This is a genomic window from Ruegeria pomeroyi DSS-3, from assembly GCF_000011965.2.
Lineage (GTDB): Bacteria > Pseudomonadota > Alphaproteobacteria > Rhodobacterales > Rhodobacteraceae > Ruegeria_B > Ruegeria_B pomeroyi.
In genome coordinates this window covers 2279565-2296503 of the sequence record NC_003911.12, presented here as the reverse complement: position 1 = coordinate 2296503, position 16939 = coordinate 2279565, and the positions used below count along the sequence as shown (strand labels likewise).

The 16939-nt window shown below is 65.9% G+C and carries 14 protein-coding genes; 2 read left to right on the top strand and 12 right to left on the bottom strand.

Features of this window, described 5'->3' with window-relative positions; genetic code table 11:
• Positions 1-8 precede the first annotated feature (8 nt).
• From SPO_RS22210 to gltX, 3 genes are all read right to left on the bottom strand, one after another.
• Positions 9-1190, bottom strand: coding sequence for a hypothetical protein (locus SPO_RS22210; protein ID WP_011047881.1), 1182 nt, complete (start codon positions 1188-1190; stop codon positions 9-11).
• 314 nt (positions 1191-1504) lie between these two features.
• The gene (locus SPO_RS10935; RefSeq protein WP_011047880.1) at positions 1505-2800 is read right to left on the bottom strand and encodes a citrate synthase; all 1296 of its coding nucleotides are present in this window, start codon (positions 2798-2800) and stop codon (positions 1505-1507) included.
• 123 nt (positions 2801-2923) lie between these two features.
• On the bottom strand, positions 2924-4330 hold the full coding sequence (gene gltX / locus SPO_RS10930) for a glutamate--tRNA ligase (RefSeq protein WP_011047879.1): 1407 nt from the start codon (positions 4328-4330) through the stop codon (positions 2924-2926).
• 81 nt (positions 4331-4411) lie between these two features.
• Here gltX and SPO_RS10925 point away from each other — a divergent pair, with 81 nt between their 5' ends.
• Entirely contained in the window at positions 4412-6442 is a 2031-nt protein-coding gene (locus SPO_RS10925) for a ComEC/Rec2 family competence protein (RefSeq protein WP_011047878.1), read from the top strand.
• Positions 6443-6449: 7 nt separating this feature from the next.
• On the opposite strand, the gene lexA is transcribed toward SPO_RS10925, so the two are convergent.
• The 6 genes from lexA to SPO_RS10895 form a co-directional block, all read right to left on the bottom strand.
• Positions 6450-7145 carry a transcriptional repressor LexA gene (lexA, locus tag SPO_RS10920; protein WP_011047877.1) on the bottom strand — a complete coding sequence of 232 codons (696 nt, stop codon included), beginning with the start codon at positions 7143-7145 and terminating at the stop codon, positions 6450-6452.
• 79 nt (positions 7146-7224) lie between these two features.
• The gene (glp, locus tag SPO_RS10915) at positions 7225-8394 is read right to left on the bottom strand and encodes a molybdopterin molybdotransferase MoeA (RefSeq protein ID WP_011047876.1); all 1170 of its coding nucleotides are present in this window, start codon (positions 8392-8394) and stop codon (positions 7225-7227) included.
• The gene (gene moaC / locus SPO_RS10910; protein WP_011047875.1) at positions 8391-8864 is read right to left on the bottom strand and encodes a cyclic pyranopterin monophosphate synthase MoaC; all 474 of its coding nucleotides are present in this window, start codon (positions 8862-8864) and stop codon (positions 8391-8393) included. The genes glp and moaC overlap by 4 nt, the downstream gene beginning before the upstream one ends.
• Positions 8864-9676: an indole-3-glycerol phosphate synthase TrpC gene (trpC, locus tag SPO_RS10905; RefSeq protein ID WP_011047874.1), complete on the bottom strand. Its 813-nt coding sequence runs from the start codon at positions 9674-9676 to the stop codon at positions 8864-8866. The genes moaC and trpC overlap by 1 nt, the downstream gene beginning before the upstream one ends.
• Positions 9673-10692 (bottom strand): anthranilate phosphoribosyltransferase, encoded by a 1020-nt coding sequence (trpD, locus tag SPO_RS10900; protein WP_011047873.1) that lies wholly within the window; start codon positions 10690-10692, stop codon positions 9673-9675. Before trpD ends, trpC begins: the two co-directional genes overlap by 4 nt.
• On the bottom strand, positions 10689-11270 hold the full coding sequence (locus SPO_RS10895) for an anthranilate synthase component II (RefSeq protein WP_011047872.1): 582 nt from the start codon (positions 11268-11270) through the stop codon (positions 10689-10691). Before SPO_RS10895 ends, trpD begins: the two co-directional genes overlap by 4 nt.
• A 160-nt stretch (positions 11271-11430) precedes the next feature.
• Between SPO_RS10895 and SPO_RS10890 the strand changes: the two genes are divergently transcribed.
• The gene (locus SPO_RS10890) at positions 11431-12876 is read left to right on the top strand and encodes a divergent polysaccharide deacetylase family protein (RefSeq protein ID WP_011047871.1); all 1446 of its coding nucleotides are present in this window, start codon (positions 11431-11433) and stop codon (positions 12874-12876) included.
• 86 nt (positions 12877-12962) lie between these two features.
• Here the strand turns inward: SPO_RS10890 and SPO_RS22205 are convergent, their stop codons facing one another.
• The 3 genes from SPO_RS22205 to SPO_RS10875 are packed head-to-tail and all read right to left on the bottom strand — an operon-like array spanning position 12963 to position 16852.
• The gene (locus SPO_RS22205) at positions 12963-13487 is read right to left on the bottom strand and encodes a HutD/Ves family protein (protein WP_011047870.1); all 525 of its coding nucleotides are present in this window, start codon (positions 13485-13487) and stop codon (positions 12963-12965) included.
• On the bottom strand, positions 13487-14998 hold the full coding sequence (gene trpE / locus SPO_RS10880; protein WP_011047869.1) for an anthranilate synthase component I: 1512 nt from the start codon (positions 14996-14998) through the stop codon (positions 13487-13489). Before trpE ends, SPO_RS22205 begins: the two co-directional genes overlap by 1 nt.
• Positions 14999-15007: 9 nt before the next feature.
• Positions 15008-16852, bottom strand: a complete 1845-nt coding sequence (locus tag SPO_RS10875; RefSeq protein ID WP_011047868.1) for a peptidylprolyl isomerase — start codon at positions 16850-16852, stop codon at positions 15008-15010.
• Positions 16853-16939: the final 87 nt, after the last annotated feature.

The following is a 16939-nucleotide window of genomic DNA, read 5'->3' as shown; positions in this document are numbered from 1 at the left end:
CAGGGTGCTCAGTAGGTCTCGACCAGATCCACCTCTTCGACCGGGTCGCTGGCCATCATCTCATAGGCCAGCTCGTCATGCATGGGCTGGGTCATCAACGCCATGACATCGTTCAGATAGTACTGGTCATCGCAGATCGGCGGCTGCGGCTCGTCCTCGCACTGGCCGATCAGCTTCAACGAGCCTTCGCGGTCATCGCTGTCCTCGTCCCCGACCGAAGTCAGGCGCAGCCCGAAATACTCGCCGCTGAAATCCTCGAGGCTGAGCCCGTCGGGATGCGACAGGGTAAAGCTGGTGGCGCGGATATCGTCACCATGCCCGATCCCGTTCTTGCCAATCGCGATGCCGGCATCGAACCCGTTTGCGGTCTCGCCGGTCTCGCCCTCCTGGGCGCCTTCCATATTGGCGCCGTTGCCCAGATCGTTGACCGAGCCGGCGGCAAATTGCGATCCGGTGACATCCTCGCCGCTCACGGTCATGCCGTCCAGCAGGCTGTCATCGCCGACGTTGAAGAACAGCCCGGTGATATCGCCGATCTGGCCGGTCGCGTCCGGGTCGTCGCCTTCGAGCACCTCGAGGTCGACGCGAATATCGCCATTCTCGAGCTGGGTCAGCACCACTTCGGTATTGACGGGCCCCTCGATCACAAAGGCGCATTCGTCCTCGTCATGTTCACCGTCGGGGTCTTCGGTTTCGCCGGTGCTGTCGCTGACGGTCTTGACGATGCCGTTGCCGGTGTCGGAATCCACCACCGCGGCCAGGCTGTCGAGGTCGATATCCGAGATGCTGAGCGGCCCGTTCTCTGACCACATGGTGAAGTTGGCGGCGCTGACATAGCCTTCGGTCGAATCCGCGGTTGTGCCGAACTGGATACCCGCATCATAGCTCTCGGCCAGCTGGGCGCCGTTGCTCAGGCTGTCGACCGCGTCCGGGTTCATCTGAACATCGGTGACCGGCGACCATTGGGTGCCTTCGTTCTCGGCGGGCCAGATGTTCAGCCCGTCCAGTGTCGCATCGTCGTTGAAGTTGAAGAAGAACCCGTCGAGATCACCCACCTCGGCCGAAGGGTCCTCGGACTTGATGTCGATGAACAGCCCGCCGTCGGGCTTTTCCACGATGGTGACCAGCAGGCGCGGTTCGCAGCCCAGTGTCACGGTAATCTCTGTTTTTTCGCCAATGGTTCCGGTCATGAAAACCCCCTACTAAACCGCACCCAAATTCAGGAGCTGACGCTACCGGCTGTGCCGCATTCTCGCCACGAAATTGACGCATTTACAGCTGGTTGGCGGGTTTTGAAGCGGTTGGCGTTTACCCTGGGTCAACGATACTGCGCGCGGGCGCGGATAGACTCTGAAACTGGAAACAGCGGGGTGGGGCCGGTGCGCAAGGGAGGGCGGCAGATTCGCGCCGACCCTGCGGACCGCTGGCCGCGCCTGCATCCCGGTGGCAAAGAAAAACCCCGGCAGAGCGCTCCGCCGGGGTCTGAAACCGGATGGTGTGGAAATCAGCGGTCTTCGATATCCACATAGTCGCGCGCGGTAGAGCCGAGGTACAGCTGACGCGGGCGGCCGATCTTGTGCTGCGGATCGGCCAGCTGCTCTTTCCACTGGCTGACCCAACCCACGGTCCGCGATACCGCGAAGATGGGCGTGAACATCGAGGTCGGGAAGCCCATCGCCTCGAGGATGATACCCGAATAGAAGTCGACATTCGGGAACAGCTTCTTCTCGGCGAAATAGTCATCGGCCAGGGCGGCGCGTTCCAGTTCCTTGGCGGTGGCCAGGATCGGGTTGTTTTCCACACCCAGCAGGTCCAGCACCTCGTCGGCGGACTGTTTCATCACCGTCGCGCGCGGATCGAAGTTCTTGTAGACGCGGTGACCAAAGCCCATCAGGCGGAACGGATCGTTCTTGTCCTTGGCGCGGGCGATGAACTCGGGGATGCGGTCGGGCGAGCCGATCTCTTTCAGCATCTCCAGGCAGGCCTGGTTGGCGCCGCCATGGGCGGGACCCCAGAGACAGGCGATACCGGCGGCGATACAGGCAAACGGGTTCGCGCCCGAGGACGACGCCAGACGCACGGTCGAGGTCGAGGCGTTCTGCTCGTGATCGGCATGCAGCGTGAAAATCCGGTCCATGGCGCGGGCCAGGATCGGGTCGACATGATAATGCTCGGCCGGGACGGCAAAACACATCTGCAGGAAGTTGGCCGCGTAATCCAGATCGTTGCGCGGATACATGAACGGCTGGCCGATCGAGTATTTATACGCCATCGCCGCGATGGTCGGCATCTTGGCGATCAGGCGGTGGCTGGCGATCTCGCGCTGATGCGGGTCGGCGATATCGGTCGAGTCGTGATAGAAGGCCGACATCGCGCCGACCACACCCACCATGGTCGCCATCGGATGCGCATCGCGGCGGAAGCCGCGGAAGAAATAGTGCATCTGCTCGTGGATCATGGTGTGGCGGGTGATCGTGGTCTCGAACTTCTCGAGAGCGGCCGCGGTCGGCAGTTCACCGTACAGCAGCAGATAGCAGACCTCGAGGTAATGCGACTTGGCCGCCAGCTGGTCGATCGGATAGCCCCGATGCAGCAGCTCGCCCAGTTCGCCATCGATATAGGTGATGGTGCTGTCGCAGCTCGCCGTCGAGGTGAAGCCCGGGTCATAGGTGAACACGCCGGCCTGACCATAGAGTTTGCGGATGTCGATCACGTCCGGGCCCGCCGAGGGCGAATACACCGGCAAATCGTAGGATTGACCGTTCAGGCTAAGCGTGGCGGTTTTCTTTTCTTCAGTCATCGAATTCCCTTCCTCATGGCAGGCATGGACACGCACGGAATACGGCGCCTCACATGCATCAGGGCCTGCGCGCAGCCGCGCAAGCCCAGGTCATAACCGCGCAACATTGCCTGATCGTGAACGTCAGGCCGGATGTGCAGCGTCCCGGAGACGGGCCAGACTCTCGTCGCGGCCCAGCACCAGCATCATGTCAAAAACCGAGGGCGTCACCGCCCGCCCGGCCAGCGCGGCCCGAAGGGGCGCGGCAAGCTTGCCGAACTTGGTTCCATGCGCCTCGGCAAAAGCGTTCAACGCTTCTTCCAGACTCTCTCTTGTCCAGCTAGCATTTTGCAACTGCGGCGTCAATTCTGCCAGTATACCATCGGATACAGACGCCAGTGCGGCGGCAGCCTTCTCATCCGGGCTGATCGGACGGGATGCCAGGACAAATGCAGCTTTTTCAATAAGTTCAGGAAAGGTGCGCGCCCGGTCCTTGAGGCAATACATCGCACGTTCCAGATCACCCGATTGTGTCTGGGTGAGAGCGGGCAGACCCGCCGCCGCCAGATAGGCTTCGATTTCATGCCGCAATGCAGCATCATCCGAGACGGCAATATGCTGGCCGCTCAGATTCTCCAGTTTTTTCAGGTCGAACCGGGCCGGGGACTTGCCGATTCCATCCAGATCGAACCACTCGCGGGCCTGCGCATCGGTAAAGAACTCATCATCGCCATGGCTCCAGCCCAGCCGCGCCAGATAGTTGCGCATGCCCGCGGCGGGATAGCCCATGGCCTGATATTCCTGCGCCCCCAGCGCGCCGTGGCGTTTCGACAGTTTCTTGCCATCGGGCCCGTGGATCAGCGGAATATGGGCCCAGACCGGCACCTCCCAGCCCATCGCCTGATAGATCATCATCTGGCGCGCGGCGTTGTTCAGATGGTCGTCGCCCCGGATCACATGGGTCACCCCCATGTCGTGGTCATCGACCACCACCGCGAGCATATAGACCGGTGTCCCGTCCGAGCGCAGCAGCACCATATCGTCCAGCTGGTCGTTGCGGATGGTCACATCGCCCTGCACCTGGTCGCGGATCACCGTCTCGCCGCTTTGCGGCGCCTTGATGCGGATCACATAAGGCGCGTCCGGATGGGTCGCCGGATCGGCGTCGCGCCAGGGGCTGCGGAACAGGGTCGAGCGTTTCTCGGCCTGGGCTGCCTCGCGAAAGGCCTGGATTTCGTCCTGAGTCGAGAAACACTTGTAGGCCTTGCCCTGGGCCAGCAGCTCCAGCGCCACTTCGGCATGGCGCGGCGCGCGCTCGAACTGGCTGATCACCTCGCCGTCATGGTCCAACCCCAGCCAGGCCATGCCCTGCAGGATCGCCGCCGTTGCCTCGGGGGTCGAGCGCGCCCGGTCGGTATCCTCGATCCTCAGCAGGAACTTGCCGCCGCGCCCCCGCGCGTAAAGCCAGTTGAACAGCGCCGTACGGGCGCCGCCGATATGCAGGAAACCGGTGGGAGAAGGGGCAAAACGAGTGACGACCTGATCCGGCATGTGGGCAATTTACCTTTTGGTAACCGTGTGGGGGCTAGGGTTCTGCGGTCTGTCTAACGAGCCGGACGAGTGGGAGCAAGCATGCGCGTTCTGCCACGGATCGAGGCCGCGCTGCTGGCGCAGCGTGGGCACCTGTTCCCCTGGGTTCCGGTTTTTCTGGCGCTGGGGATCGGGTTCTATTTCCTGTTGCGGGTCGAACCGGGGCTGACCCATTACGCGCTGGCGGCGGGGTTTGCCCTGCTGGTCGGCGCCTTGGCCTGGGCGCGGCCTGGCGCCTTTTCGCCGCTGGGCTGGGCGCTGGCGCTGATCGCGGCGGGGTTTGTTCTTGCGGGCGCGCGCGCGCATCAGGTCGCCGCCCCGGTGATCGAGGGGCGCTATTACGGCCCGGTCGAGGGGCGCGTGGTCGCGCTGGATCGGTCCGCTTCGGACAAGCTGAGGGTGACGCTGGATCAGGTGCGGCTGGATCGCTGGATGCCGACGGGGCCGCCGCGCCATGTGCGGATCTCGCTGCATGGTGACGAACGTGTGCCCGAACCCGGCAGCCGGATCATGACCACCGCCTATCTGTCGCCGCCACAGGGGCCGGTCGAGCCGGGCGGCTTCGATTTCCGCCGCCATGCCTGGTTTCAGGGGCTGGGCGCGATCGGCTATACCCGCGTTCCGGTGCTGCTGGCGCGGCCGCCCGACCGGTCCGAACGTGACATGAGCGTGTTTACCCTGCGCATGGCGGCCTCGGCCCATATTCGCGCGCGGCTGCCTGGCGATGTAGGCGGCTTTGCCGCTGCCGTCACCACAGGTGACCGCAGCGGTGTCAGCCAGGGGGCGCTTGACGCGTTGAGGGCGAGCAATCTGGCGCATCTGCTGGCAATCTCGGGCCTTCATATGGGTTTGCTGGCGGGGTTTGTCTTTACCGCGCTGCGGGTGGCGCTGTCGCTGATCCCGCCCCTGGCGCTGCGCCTGCCGGTGCGCAAGCTGGCCGCGCTTGGCGCGCTGGCGGTGGCGGCGGGTTATCTGGCGTTGTCAGGCGGCAATGTGGCGACCCAGCGCGCGTTTGTCATGGTGGCGGTGATGCTGTGCGCGGTGCTGGTCGACCGGCGGGCACTGTCGATGCGGGCAGTGGCAATGGCGGCGCTGATCGTGTTGGTACTGCGGCCCGAAGCGCTGCTGGGGCCGGGGTTCCAGATGAGCTTTGCCGCCACCGTGGCGCTGGTTGCGGTGTTCGGCTGGCTGCGCGAGGCCGAAATCGGGCTGGGGCCACGCTGGCTCAATCCGGTGGCGGGGGTGGTGATTTCCTCGGCCGTTGCGGGGCTCGCGACGGCGCCGATCGGGGCCGCGCATTTCAACACGCTGGCCCATTACGGGCTGGTGGCCAATCTGATGTCGGTACCGCTGATGGGGCTGGTGGTGATCCCGGCGGCGGTGCTGGCGCTGGTGCTGGCGCCGCTGGGGCTCGACTGGATCGGGCTCGAGGTGATGGGGCTGGGCCTGCGCTGGATCCTGGGCGTCGCCGATTGGGTCGCGGGGATGGACGGCGCGCGCGGTTACGTGATGCGCCCCGATTGGGTAGTGCTGCCAATCCTGACGCTGGGCGCGCTGTGGCTGGTGCTGTGGCGCGGGCGGGCGCGTCTGGCGGGCGTGCCGGTGATGGCGGCGGCCTTCTGGCTCTGGTCCGGGGCCGAGCGGCCCGGCGTCCTGATCGCCGATACCGGCGGTCTGGTGGGCGTGATGACCGAGACGGGCCGCGCGCTGAGCAAGCCGCGCGGGGCAGGGTTCATCGCCGGGGTCTGGCTGGAAAATGATGGCGACGGCGCCGACCAGATGGCGGCGGCAGCGCGCTGGCCGGGAGAGGATATGCTGCGCAAGATACGTGTCGGCGAGGTCGAGATCGTGCATGTGACCGGCAAGCGTGCGGCGCAGGGGTTAAGCGACTGCGACAGGGCCCAACTGATCGTCTCGGCGGTCCCGCTTGCGGTGAACGGGCCTTGCGAGGTTTACGACCCAAAGCGGCTGGCCCTGACCGGCGCGCTCAGCATCGGACCGAAAGGCGTGGAGAGCGCCGCGCACCTGTCGGGGCGGCGCCTGTGGAACGGCGCCGCGCGTCCCGTTCAATAGATCCGGCTCAATAGGTGCGGATCAGCCCGACCAGCCGACCCTGTACCCGTACCCGGTCCGAGGGCAGCACGCGGGTCTCGTAAGCCGGGTTCGCAGCCTCGAGCGCGATGCTGGCGCCACGGCGAAAGAACCGTTTCAGCGTCGCCTCGCTGTCATCGACCAGCGCCACCACGATATCGCCATTGTCGGCGGTCGAGGTCTCGCGGATCACCACAACATCGCCATCGTTGATCCCGGCCTCGATCATCGAATCGCCTTTGACCTCGAGCGCGTAGTGCTCGCCCTTGCCGACCATGCTGCCGGGCACGGCCACCTGATGCGAAACCTGGCTGATCGCCTCGATCGGTACACCGGCGGCGATGCGGCCCATCACCGGCAGCTCCACTGCGTGGATCGTCACCGGTTCGGCATTGGCGGGGCGCGGCCGGTCGGGCCGGTCGCCGTCGATCACCCGGGGCTGAAAGCCCACCGTGGGTTCGCCACCCAGGCTCTCGGGAAGTTTGACGATTTCGATGGCGCGGGCGCGATGGGCGAGACGGCGGATAAAGCCACGCTCTTCCAGCGCGGTGATCAGCCGGTGAATGCCCGATTTCGAGCGCAAATCCAGCGCCAGCTTCATCTCGTCAAAACTGGGCGGTACACCATCGGCCTGCAGTCTTTTGTGAATGAATTCCAGCAGATCGAGTTGCTTCTTTGTCAGCATTCCCCATACCTCTCCGGTCACGCGTTTACATTTGTTCTACGCATGTTCTTGTTTTGTGTCAACAATCGAGGTTTGAGGATCAGATCGGCAGGTATCGAACCCGCTCGCCAATGGCGCGGGCCGAGTCCTCGGGCGGGCGCATCAACAGCGCGTTGGCTTGCGCCAGGATCGACAAGAGAGAGCTGTCCTGATCGCCAAAGGTGGCAATCTGGCCATTCTCGACCTGGGCGCGCATGTAATGTTCGCGCGGGCCATTGGGGCCGAGCGGCGCGCTCAGCACCGCCTCGCGCAGGGCAATCTCCGGGTCAAGGTCCAGCATCCGGCGCAGCATCGGAAGGATGAAGATATATCCGCAAACCATTGCAGAAACGGGGTTACCCGGAAGGCCAACCATCGGCATGCCGCCGATCCGGCCCGCCATCAGGGGTTTGCCCGGACGCATCCGCACCTTGTAGAAGGACTGTTCCATCCCAAGTTCACCCGCCACCTGCGCGACCAGATCGTGATCACCGACCGAGGCACCGCCGATGGTGATCACCAGATCGGCGCCCCGGGCCAGCTCAAAGGCAGTGACCAGCGCGGCGCGGGTGTCGCGCGCGATCGGCAGCACCCGCACCCGGGCGCCATTGGCCTCGAACAGGGCCTTGAGGCCAAAGGTGTTGGACGCGATGATCTGATCGGGTCCGGGTGTCTCGCCCGGCATCACCAACTCATCCCCGGTCGAGATCAGGGCGACAACCGGTTGTCGCCGCACCGGCACGCGCGGAATGTTCATCGAGGCCAGCAGCGCCACCTCCTCGGGCCGCAGCACACGCGGGGCCGAAAGGGTCTGTCCGATCCGGAAATCGACGCCAGCGGGGCGGATATTGGTCTTGTCACCGGGGGCGTCGGTAATGGTGATCAGATCGCCGCTGCGGCTGACATCCTCTTGAATCACAACGAAATCCGCACCATCCGGCACCGGCGCGCCGGTAAAGATCCGCACCGCCTGACCCGGGCCCACTTGGCCATCGAACCGGTGCCCCGCCGCCGCTTCGCCGATCACCTTGAACATGGCGTGTCGTTCGACCTCGGCCGATTTCACCGCGTACCCGTCCATCGAGGCGGCGGCAAAGGGTGGCTGATCGCGCGTCGCGGCGACGTCGCGAGCCAGAACCCGTCCTGCGGACTCGGCCAGCGGTGCCTCTTCGGCGCCAAGCGGTTCCACCAGGTCGAGCAGCAATGAACGGGCCTCTTCGACGGTGATCATGTCGCCTCGTAACGCCCTGATTTGCCACCGTCTTTCAGTGTTACACGAATGCCGCCGATCTGCATCGCCTTGTCCACCGCCTTGACCATATCATAGACGGTGAGCGCGGCGGTCGAGACCGCGGTCAGCGCCTCCATTTCGACACCGGTCTGGCCGGTGGTCCGCACCGTGGCGGCGATACGCACGCCGGGCAGCTCGGGGTCCAGGGTCAGTTCGACCGCGACCTTGGTCAGCGGCAGCGGATGGCAAAGCGGGATCAGATCGGGGGTCTTCTTGGCCCCCATGATGCCTGCAAGCCGGGCGACACCCAGAACGTCGCCCTTCTTGGCACGCCCTTCTGACACGATATCAAAGGTTTGTGACGTCATGCTGATGTAACCCTCGGCGACGGCCACCCGGTCGGTGACCGCCTTGTCGGTGACATCGACCATATGTGCATCGCCCTTGGCATCGAAATGGGTCAGGCTCATCACATCGCTCCCGGCATCAGCGGATCGGCGAGCAGGGTCCGGGTTGCCCCGGTTACATCGTCCTGGCGCATCAGGCTTTCGCCGATCAGGAAACAGCGGGCGCCATGGCGCGCCATGTCGGAGAGGTCGGCGGGCGTGTTCAGCCCGCTTTCACAGACGATGATCCGGTCGGGCGGCACCAGTTTCGACAGTTTGCGGGTGGTGTCCAGCGTCGTCTCGAAGGTTTTGAGGTTGCGGTTGTTGATGCCGATCAGCGGGCTTTTCAGCCGCTCGGCGCGTTCCAGCTCTTCTGCGTCATGCACCTCGATCAGCACATCCATGCCCCAGTCGAACGCGGTCTGTTCCAGCTCCTCGGCCTGGGCATCGTCGACCGAGGCCATGATGATCAGGATGCAGTCGGCCCCCAGCGCGCGCGCCTCGACCACCTGATAGGGGTCATACATGAAATCCTTGCGCAGCGCGGGCAGGTCACAGGCGGCGCGGGCAGCAGTCAGATAGGATTTGGCGCCCTGGAAACTGGGCGTATCGGTCAGCACCGACAGGCAGGTGGCGCCGCCTTCGGCATAGGCGCGGGCCAGCGCGGGCGGGTCGAAATCGGGGCGGATCAGACCCTTGGAGGGGCTGGCCTTCTTGATCTCGGCAATCAGGCCATAGCCCTGGCGCGTGGCCGCGATCAGCGCATCGGCAAAGCCGCGCACCGGATCCGCCTCGCGCGCCTCGGCCTCGACCGCCTCCAGCGGTTTGGCGGCCTTGTCGGCGGCAACCTCTTCCAGCTTGTAGGCCTTGATCTTGTCGAGAATCGTATCGGTCATCTTGCGTCCTGTGTAATGCGGGAAAGGGCCTCGACCTTGGCGCGGGCCTGGCCGCTGTCGATGCTCTGGGCGGCGAGGGCAACACCCTCGCGCAGGTCTGCGGCGCGGTCGGCCACCACCAGCGCGGCGGCCGCGTTCAGCAGCACCGCGTCGCGATAGGCCGAGGGGGCGCCATCCAGCAGCGCACGAAAGGCGGTGGCGTTCTCTTCGGGGGTGCCGCCGATGATCGCCTCGAACGGGTGCACCGGCAGGCCGGCATCCTCGGGATGCAGTTCAACCTCCTTGACGGTGCCGTCCTCGAGGGCCGCGACCCAGCTCACTCCGGTGATGGTCAGCTCGTCGGTGCCGTCCGAGCCATGCACCAGCCAGGCGCGCTCCGAGCCCAAAAGGCCCAGCGTCTCGGCCATGGGCCGGATCAACGCGCGCGTAAAGGCACCGGTCAGCTGCCGCTTCACGCCCGCCGGGTTGGTGAGCGGCCCGAGAATGTTGAAGATGGTGCGGGTGCCCAGCTCGGCCCGGGTGGGCATCACATGGGCGGTGGCCGGGTGATGCATGGGCGCCATCATGAAACCGATCCCGGCCTCGTTTAGAGCCTTTTCAACCACTTGCGGGCCAACCATCACGTTGATTCCCATCTGGCCCTGCAAATCGGCGGTACCCGATTTCGAGCTGAGGTTGCGGTTGCCGTGTTTGGCCACCACGACGCCCGCGCCGGCCACGACAAAGGCGGTGGCGGTCGAAATGTTCAGCGTGTTCTTGCCATCGCCGCCGGTGCCCACGATATCCATCGCACCTTCGGGCGCGCGCACCGCATTGCATTTGGCGCGCATCACGGCGGCGGCGGCGGCATATTCGTCGACCGTTTCGCCGCGCGTGCGCAGCGCCATCAGCAGACCGCCGATCTGGCTGGGCGTCGCCTCGCCATCGAACAGGATGGTAAAGGCCTGCTCGGCCTCGGCCCGGGTCAGCGGACGGTCGGCGGCGGCGCCGATCAACGGTTTCAGCGCGTCACTCATGCGGGCACCTTCATCACGTCGAGGAAGTTGCGCAGCAATGCATGCCCATGTTCCGAGGCGATGGATTCGGGGTGGAACTGCACGCCATGGATCGGCAGCTCCTTGTGTTGCAGCCCCATGATGGTGCCGTCTTCAAGCCAGGCGGTGACCTCGAGACAGTCGGGCAGGCTGTCGCGCTCGACCACCAGCGAGTGATAGCGCGTCGCCTCAAACGGCGAGGGCAGGCCGGCAAACAGCCCTTTTGCGCTGTGATGCATCTGCCCCATCTTGCCATGCACGATCTCGTGGCAGCGCACCACCTTGCCGCCAAAGGCCTGTCCGATGGTCTGATGTCCCAGGCACACACCCAGCAATGGCGTGCGGGTCTCGGCGGCGGCCTCGGTCAGGGCCAGGCAGATGCCCGCCTGATCGGGGTCGCAGGGGCCCGGGCTGAGCAGGATGCCGGCCGGGTTCATGGCCATCGCTTCCTGCACGTTCAGCGCATCGTTGCGGCGCACCTCGATCTCGGCGCCAAGCTCGCCCAGATAGTGCACGAGGTTGTAGGTGAAACTGTCGTAATTGTCGATCAAGAGCAGCATCTTGAGCCTTGTCCCGTCGGGTATTAGGGGCTGGTGGCACGGGGGCCAGCCAAGGTATAGTAATCGCGCCCCTACATGTTCAGTCTTGCGCGGCAGCGTCAAGGGCAGACGGGGCGAACGGGCAAAAAGTCGAAGCAGGACCAACAAGAGGCGTGAGGATATGGGCGGATTCATCGGAGGACTATTGGCCGGGGCGGTGCTGGTCTTGGCGGCGGCGGCCTGGCTGTCGCTGACGACACCTTTGCCGCAGCGTCCCGAGGTGGCGGCAACACCGGCGGCGGCGGAACCATCGGCGGAACCGGCCGAACAGGGCGGCATCGCCTCACCGGGCCGTGATGCCGATCTGGTGGAGCTAGCGCCGCGCCAGCCCGAGGCGGCCCCGGGCGCCGAAACGCTTGGCGCCCTGGACGAGGCCGACCGCCAGCCCGCGGGCAAGCCGCAGGTCGGCGGCGCCACCGAGACGATCGCGCGGCCCGAGGGCAGCGACAGCGCTGCCGTGCAGGTGCCGGGTACGGGTTCCGGCGTGACCCAACTGCAGCTGGCCAGCCCCGCCGCACCGCAGGACCGCGCCGAACCCGAGGTGAACACCGAGGCGCCGGCCCAGCCCAGCGCGCCCGAAACCGGCGTGACCGCCGAAGTGACCGCTCCCAGCTTGCCGGACAGCACGCCCGCAGTGCCGGAGACGGCCACCGATGCGCAGCCCGCGCAAGAGAGCGCCAGCGTGGCCGAGGCGCCCGCGACCGACACCGCCCCGGTGCCCGATACCGCGACCGCCGCGCCCGAGGCGCCGCAGGAAGAAGAGAAGCCGCGCATCGCCGCCCTGCCACAGATCGGTGGGGCCGAAGAGGGCGCGGCGCCGCGCGTCGGCACCCCGGTCGTGCCGCTGACCGAGCGTGACAGCGCCGTCGCCGAAGCCCCGGCCGAGGGCGGCCCGCGCCCGATCGAGGCCTATGCCGCGACATTCGACAACCCCGAGGACAAGCCGCTGATGTCGATTGTCCTGATCGACGATGCCGAGGGGCTGGGCAGCGAGGCGCTGCGCGATTTTCCCTATCCGCTGACCTTTGCGCTGGACCCGGCCGATCCGCAGGCGGCTGAAAAGATGGCCCGTCACCGCGCCGCCGGGGTCGAGGTGATGCTGATCGCCGATCTGCCCGCAGCTGCCAGCGCCCAGGATGCCGAGGTCTCGATGGCGGTCTGGCTGAAGGCGCTGCCCGAGACCGTCGGTATTCTCGAAGGCACCGGCACCGGCATCCAGGGCAACCGGGCGCTGTCCGATCAGGTCACTGCCATTGTCGGCGGCAGCGGGCGGGGACTGCTGACCCAGGATAACGGGCTGAACACGGTGCAGAAACTGGCCGCGCGCGACGGCGTACCCTCGGCGGTGGTGTTCCGCGATTTCGATGGGGCCGGACAAAGCCCGACGGTGATGCGCCGGTTCCTTGACCAGGCGGCCTTCCGCGCCGGGCAGGAGGGCGCGGTGGTGATGTTGGGACGGCTGCGGCCCGACACAATCTCGGCGCTGCTGCTCTGGGGATTGCAGGACCGCGCCAGCCGGGTGGCACTGGCGCCGGTCTCGGCGGTGCTGACGCGTGATCCGGGCTGAGCCCGGGCGGCTGCCAAAAGGAGCGCCTGCGGCGCGCTCTTTTTCTTGTGCGCCTCCGGCGGGCGTATTTGCGGCGGAATGAAGGATCAGCTCCGGCGCGAGATCGAGACGCAGAGCGCCACGGCCTCAAGGCCCAGGTCGAGGGGCATTTTGCGCTTCAGCAGCATCTGGCCAGCGGACAGGGATACGTTTTCGCAGCGTGCCGTGCCCTGCAGGAGGTAGAGCGAGACCTCGTCCGGATCGGCAGGAACGGTGCGCGTTCCGGCATGGGCCGCAAGCGCGCCCGAGACCTGACGTGGATCGAAGATCAGATTGAGGTTGTGCACCGGTCCGTTGGGCAATTTCCCGATGACCGGAAGATCGCCTGAGAAGCTGAGCGGCGCTCCTGACCGCGCCTTTAGTACCTGCTCCTCTGTGTGCAGTTCCATGCCAGAGCCGTGGACCACGGTCAAAATGCGCATCTGCCTGGGGAAAAGGGAAAACGGCCCTTCGGCGCTCACCTCGGCCAGGCTGACCCGCCAGCGTCCGGGCACTCCGGCAATCTCGCGCGTCACGCCGCCGCCGTTCTTCCATGGAACCGGGGGCAGTGCGTGCGGGTCGAGGGGGCGCATCAGCTGTTGCGTGATCCGATGAACCGGGCCGCATCCGCCGCAGCGCGCCGGATGGCGTTGGATTTATGCACGGTTTCCATGAATTCCGCCTCTGGGTCGCTGTCATAGACCACACCGCCGCCGGCCTGGATGTAAAGCTTGCGATCCTTGACGATGGCGGTGCGCAGCGCGATGCACATGTCCATGTCGCCCCCGGCGCTGAAATAGCCGACACCGCCGCCGTAGATGCCGCGTTTTTCCGGCTCCAACTCGTCGATGATCTCCATCGCGCGCACCTTGGGAGCGCCGCTGACCGTTCCGGCGGGCATGCCGGCAAAGAAGGCATCCAGCGCGTCCTTGTCCGGGTCCAGCTCTCCGACCACGTTCGACACGATATGCATCACGTGGGAATAGCGTTCGATGATGAATTTCTCGGTCGGACGCACGGTGCCGATCTTGCTGACCCGGCCCGCATCGTTGCGGCCCAGATCGAGCAGCATCAGATGTTCGGCCAGTTCCTTCTTGTCGGCAAGCAGATCGGCCTCGTTGGCGCGATCCTCCTCGGGGGTGGCGCCGCGCGGGCGGGTGCCCGCGATGGGGCGAATGGTCACCTCTTGCCCAAAGACACGCACCAGGATTTCGGGGCTGGCGCCGACCACCTGAAAGCCGCCGAAGTTGAAATAGAACATGAAGGGTGAGGGGTTGGTGCGCCGCAGCGAGCGGTAAAGCGCGAAGGGCGGCAGCGGAAACTCCTGCGTCCAGCGCTGCGCCGGCACCACCTGAAAGATGTCGCCCGCGCGGATGTAATCCTTGGCCTTTTCGACCGCCGCCTTGTAACCCTCGCGGGTGAAGTTCGACACCGGCGGCGCGACCTCATGCGCCTCGCCCAGATCGCGGGTTTCGGCGGGCATCGCGCGTTCCAGATCGCGCACCGCATCCATCACCCGTTCGGCGGCCTGGGCATAGGCGGCGCGCGCCGATTGCCCGTCGCTGACCCAGGCGGGCGAGACCACGGTGACCTCGCCCTTGACCCCGTCGAGCACCGCCACGACCGAGGGGCGCATCATCACCGCATCGGGCAGGCCCAGCGGATCGGGGTTCACATCGGGCAGATGTTCGACCAGCCGCACCATGTCATAGCCGAGATAGCCGAACAGCCCGGCCGAGGCCTGCGGCAGGTCCTCGGGCAGGGCGATGCGGCTTTCGGCCAGGAGCGCGCGCAGGTTGTCGAGCGGATTGCCCTCTTGCGGCCGGAACCCGTCGGGGTCGAACCGCGCCTTCCGGTTTAGCGCCGATTGCTCGCCATGGCAGCGCCAGATCAGGTCCGGCTTCATCCCGATGATCGAATAGCGCCCGCGCACCTCGCCCCCGGTCACCGATTCGAGCATGAAGGCGTCTTTCTGGGCGCCCGTCAGCTTCAGCATCAGCGACACCGGCGTGTCGAGATCGGCGGCCAGGCGGGTATGAACGACCTGGTTTTCGCCCGCCTCATAGGCGCGGGCGAAGGTTTCGAAATCGGGGGTCAGCGCCATGGGGAACCCTTATTGAAAGCTGGCCTGCACCGCGTTCAGCGCGCGCTGGTCCAGGGTCGGCTGTGCCCGGGTCTGGGCGTCGCGGACATAGATGTCGAACAGGTTCTGCGCCAGCGCCTGGGTCATCTGGGCACTCAGCGCCCGTTTCATCTGGGTCAGCTCGTCGGTATCCGCGGGCGGCAGTTCCTCTTCGAGGCGTACGATGAATGCGGCGTCGTCGCCCGCGATCACCTTGAGGTCGCCGGGCTGCATTGCAAAGACCTGCTCCATGAAATCAAACGGCGTGCCGTCGATAAAGGCGGTGCGGGTCAGGCCGTTTTCCACGCGATGCGGCAGGCCGGTGGCGGTGAAATCGCCATCCGTCGCCAGACCGGTCGCCACGCTGGCGGCCTTGTCCTGCAGGGCACGGCGGGTTTCGGCGGCAGTCCAGGCGGCGATCACGCGCTCGCGGGCGCTGTCCAGCGGTTCGGGGCGCGGCTCCAGCTCTTCGTCAAGACGCAAGGCAAAGACGGCGCCGTCTTCGAGAAAGCCGATCTCGGGGAAATCGCCCTCGGCCACCTCGGTCGCGACGGCACGGAACCCAGCATAGGCGGCCACCCCGTCCGAACTGTCCTCGGTCCAGTCGATCTGGCCCAGTTCCATGTCGGTATCCTGTGCCAGCTCTTCCAGCGTGGCGCCACCGGCCAGCATGTCGTTGAGGGATTCGGCCTGCGCCTCGATCAGGCGGCGGGCGCGTTCTCCGGCAAGCTCATCGCGCAGCTCGGCCTCGACGCTTTCAAAGGTGGTGATGCGGGCATCGAGCGTGCCGTTCACCCGGAACAGCGCGGGGCCCAGATCCGAGGGCAGGGGCCCGACCACATCGCCAACCTCGGCGGCAAACACCGCCTCGGCAGCAGCGCCCAGATCCTGCGCGGTCAGGTCGCCCATGTCGACATCTGTCAAGGACAGGCCGCGGCCCTCCACCAGCAGTTCGAAGGTGGCGCCGCCAACCTCGACCTGGGCCATGGCGCTTTCGGCGCTGGCCTGATCGGCAAAGACCAGACGTTCGACCAGGCGGCGTTCGGGCTGCTGATAACTGCTTTCACGCTCCTCGTAGAGGCGGCGCACCGCGCCCTCGTCCAGCTCGACCCGGTCGAGCAGCATTTCGGGCGTCAGCAGGGCATAGGTCAGCCGTTTGCTGCGCGGCAACATGAACTGGTCCTGATTGTCGGCGTAAAAAGCCTCGATCTGGGCTGCATCAGGGGCGGCAACCGGGCTATCCAGCGCGCCGGTATCGACGGTGGCCATGGTAAAGCTGCGCCGGGCACCGACGAATTGCGCCAGCGTGTCGGCATAGGTGTCGGGCATGACCAGCCCTTCCATGATCGCGCCCTGCACCAGGGTACGCGCCGATTCGCGGCGCAGATCGGCCTCGAACTCGGCCTCGCTCAGCCCCGCATTGTCCAGCGCATAGCGATAGCCCTCGGGATCGAACTTGCCATCGACGCCCTGAAAGGCCGGGATCTGCACGATCTCGCGGCTCAGGTTCTCGTCACCGATCGAGATTCCCAGCCCGGCCACCTCGTTATCGAGCGCGGCAATCGCCACCAGCCGCGCCAGCACAGCCTGGTCGATGCCCAGATCGCGCACCTGGCTCATCTGCAGGGGCTGGCCGGTCTGCGCCTCGATGCCGCGAATCTCGCGTTGCAGCTCGCGGGCGTAGGCGTCGACACTGACCGTCTGCTCCCCCACCTGCGCCACCGTGCGCACCGTGCCGCTGAGGTTGACGGCGCCGAACCCGGCAAGCCCCGCTATCAGCAGACCCATCAGGATCCAGACAAAGGTCTTCGATAAGCTTTTGACACCTGCGGACATGTCGCCCCCTTGTTTCGGCTGGATTGCGGCGATTTCGCCTTGCCCGTTCGTTTGCCGCCCTGTCTACGCCGGGCGCCCGGGCTGGGC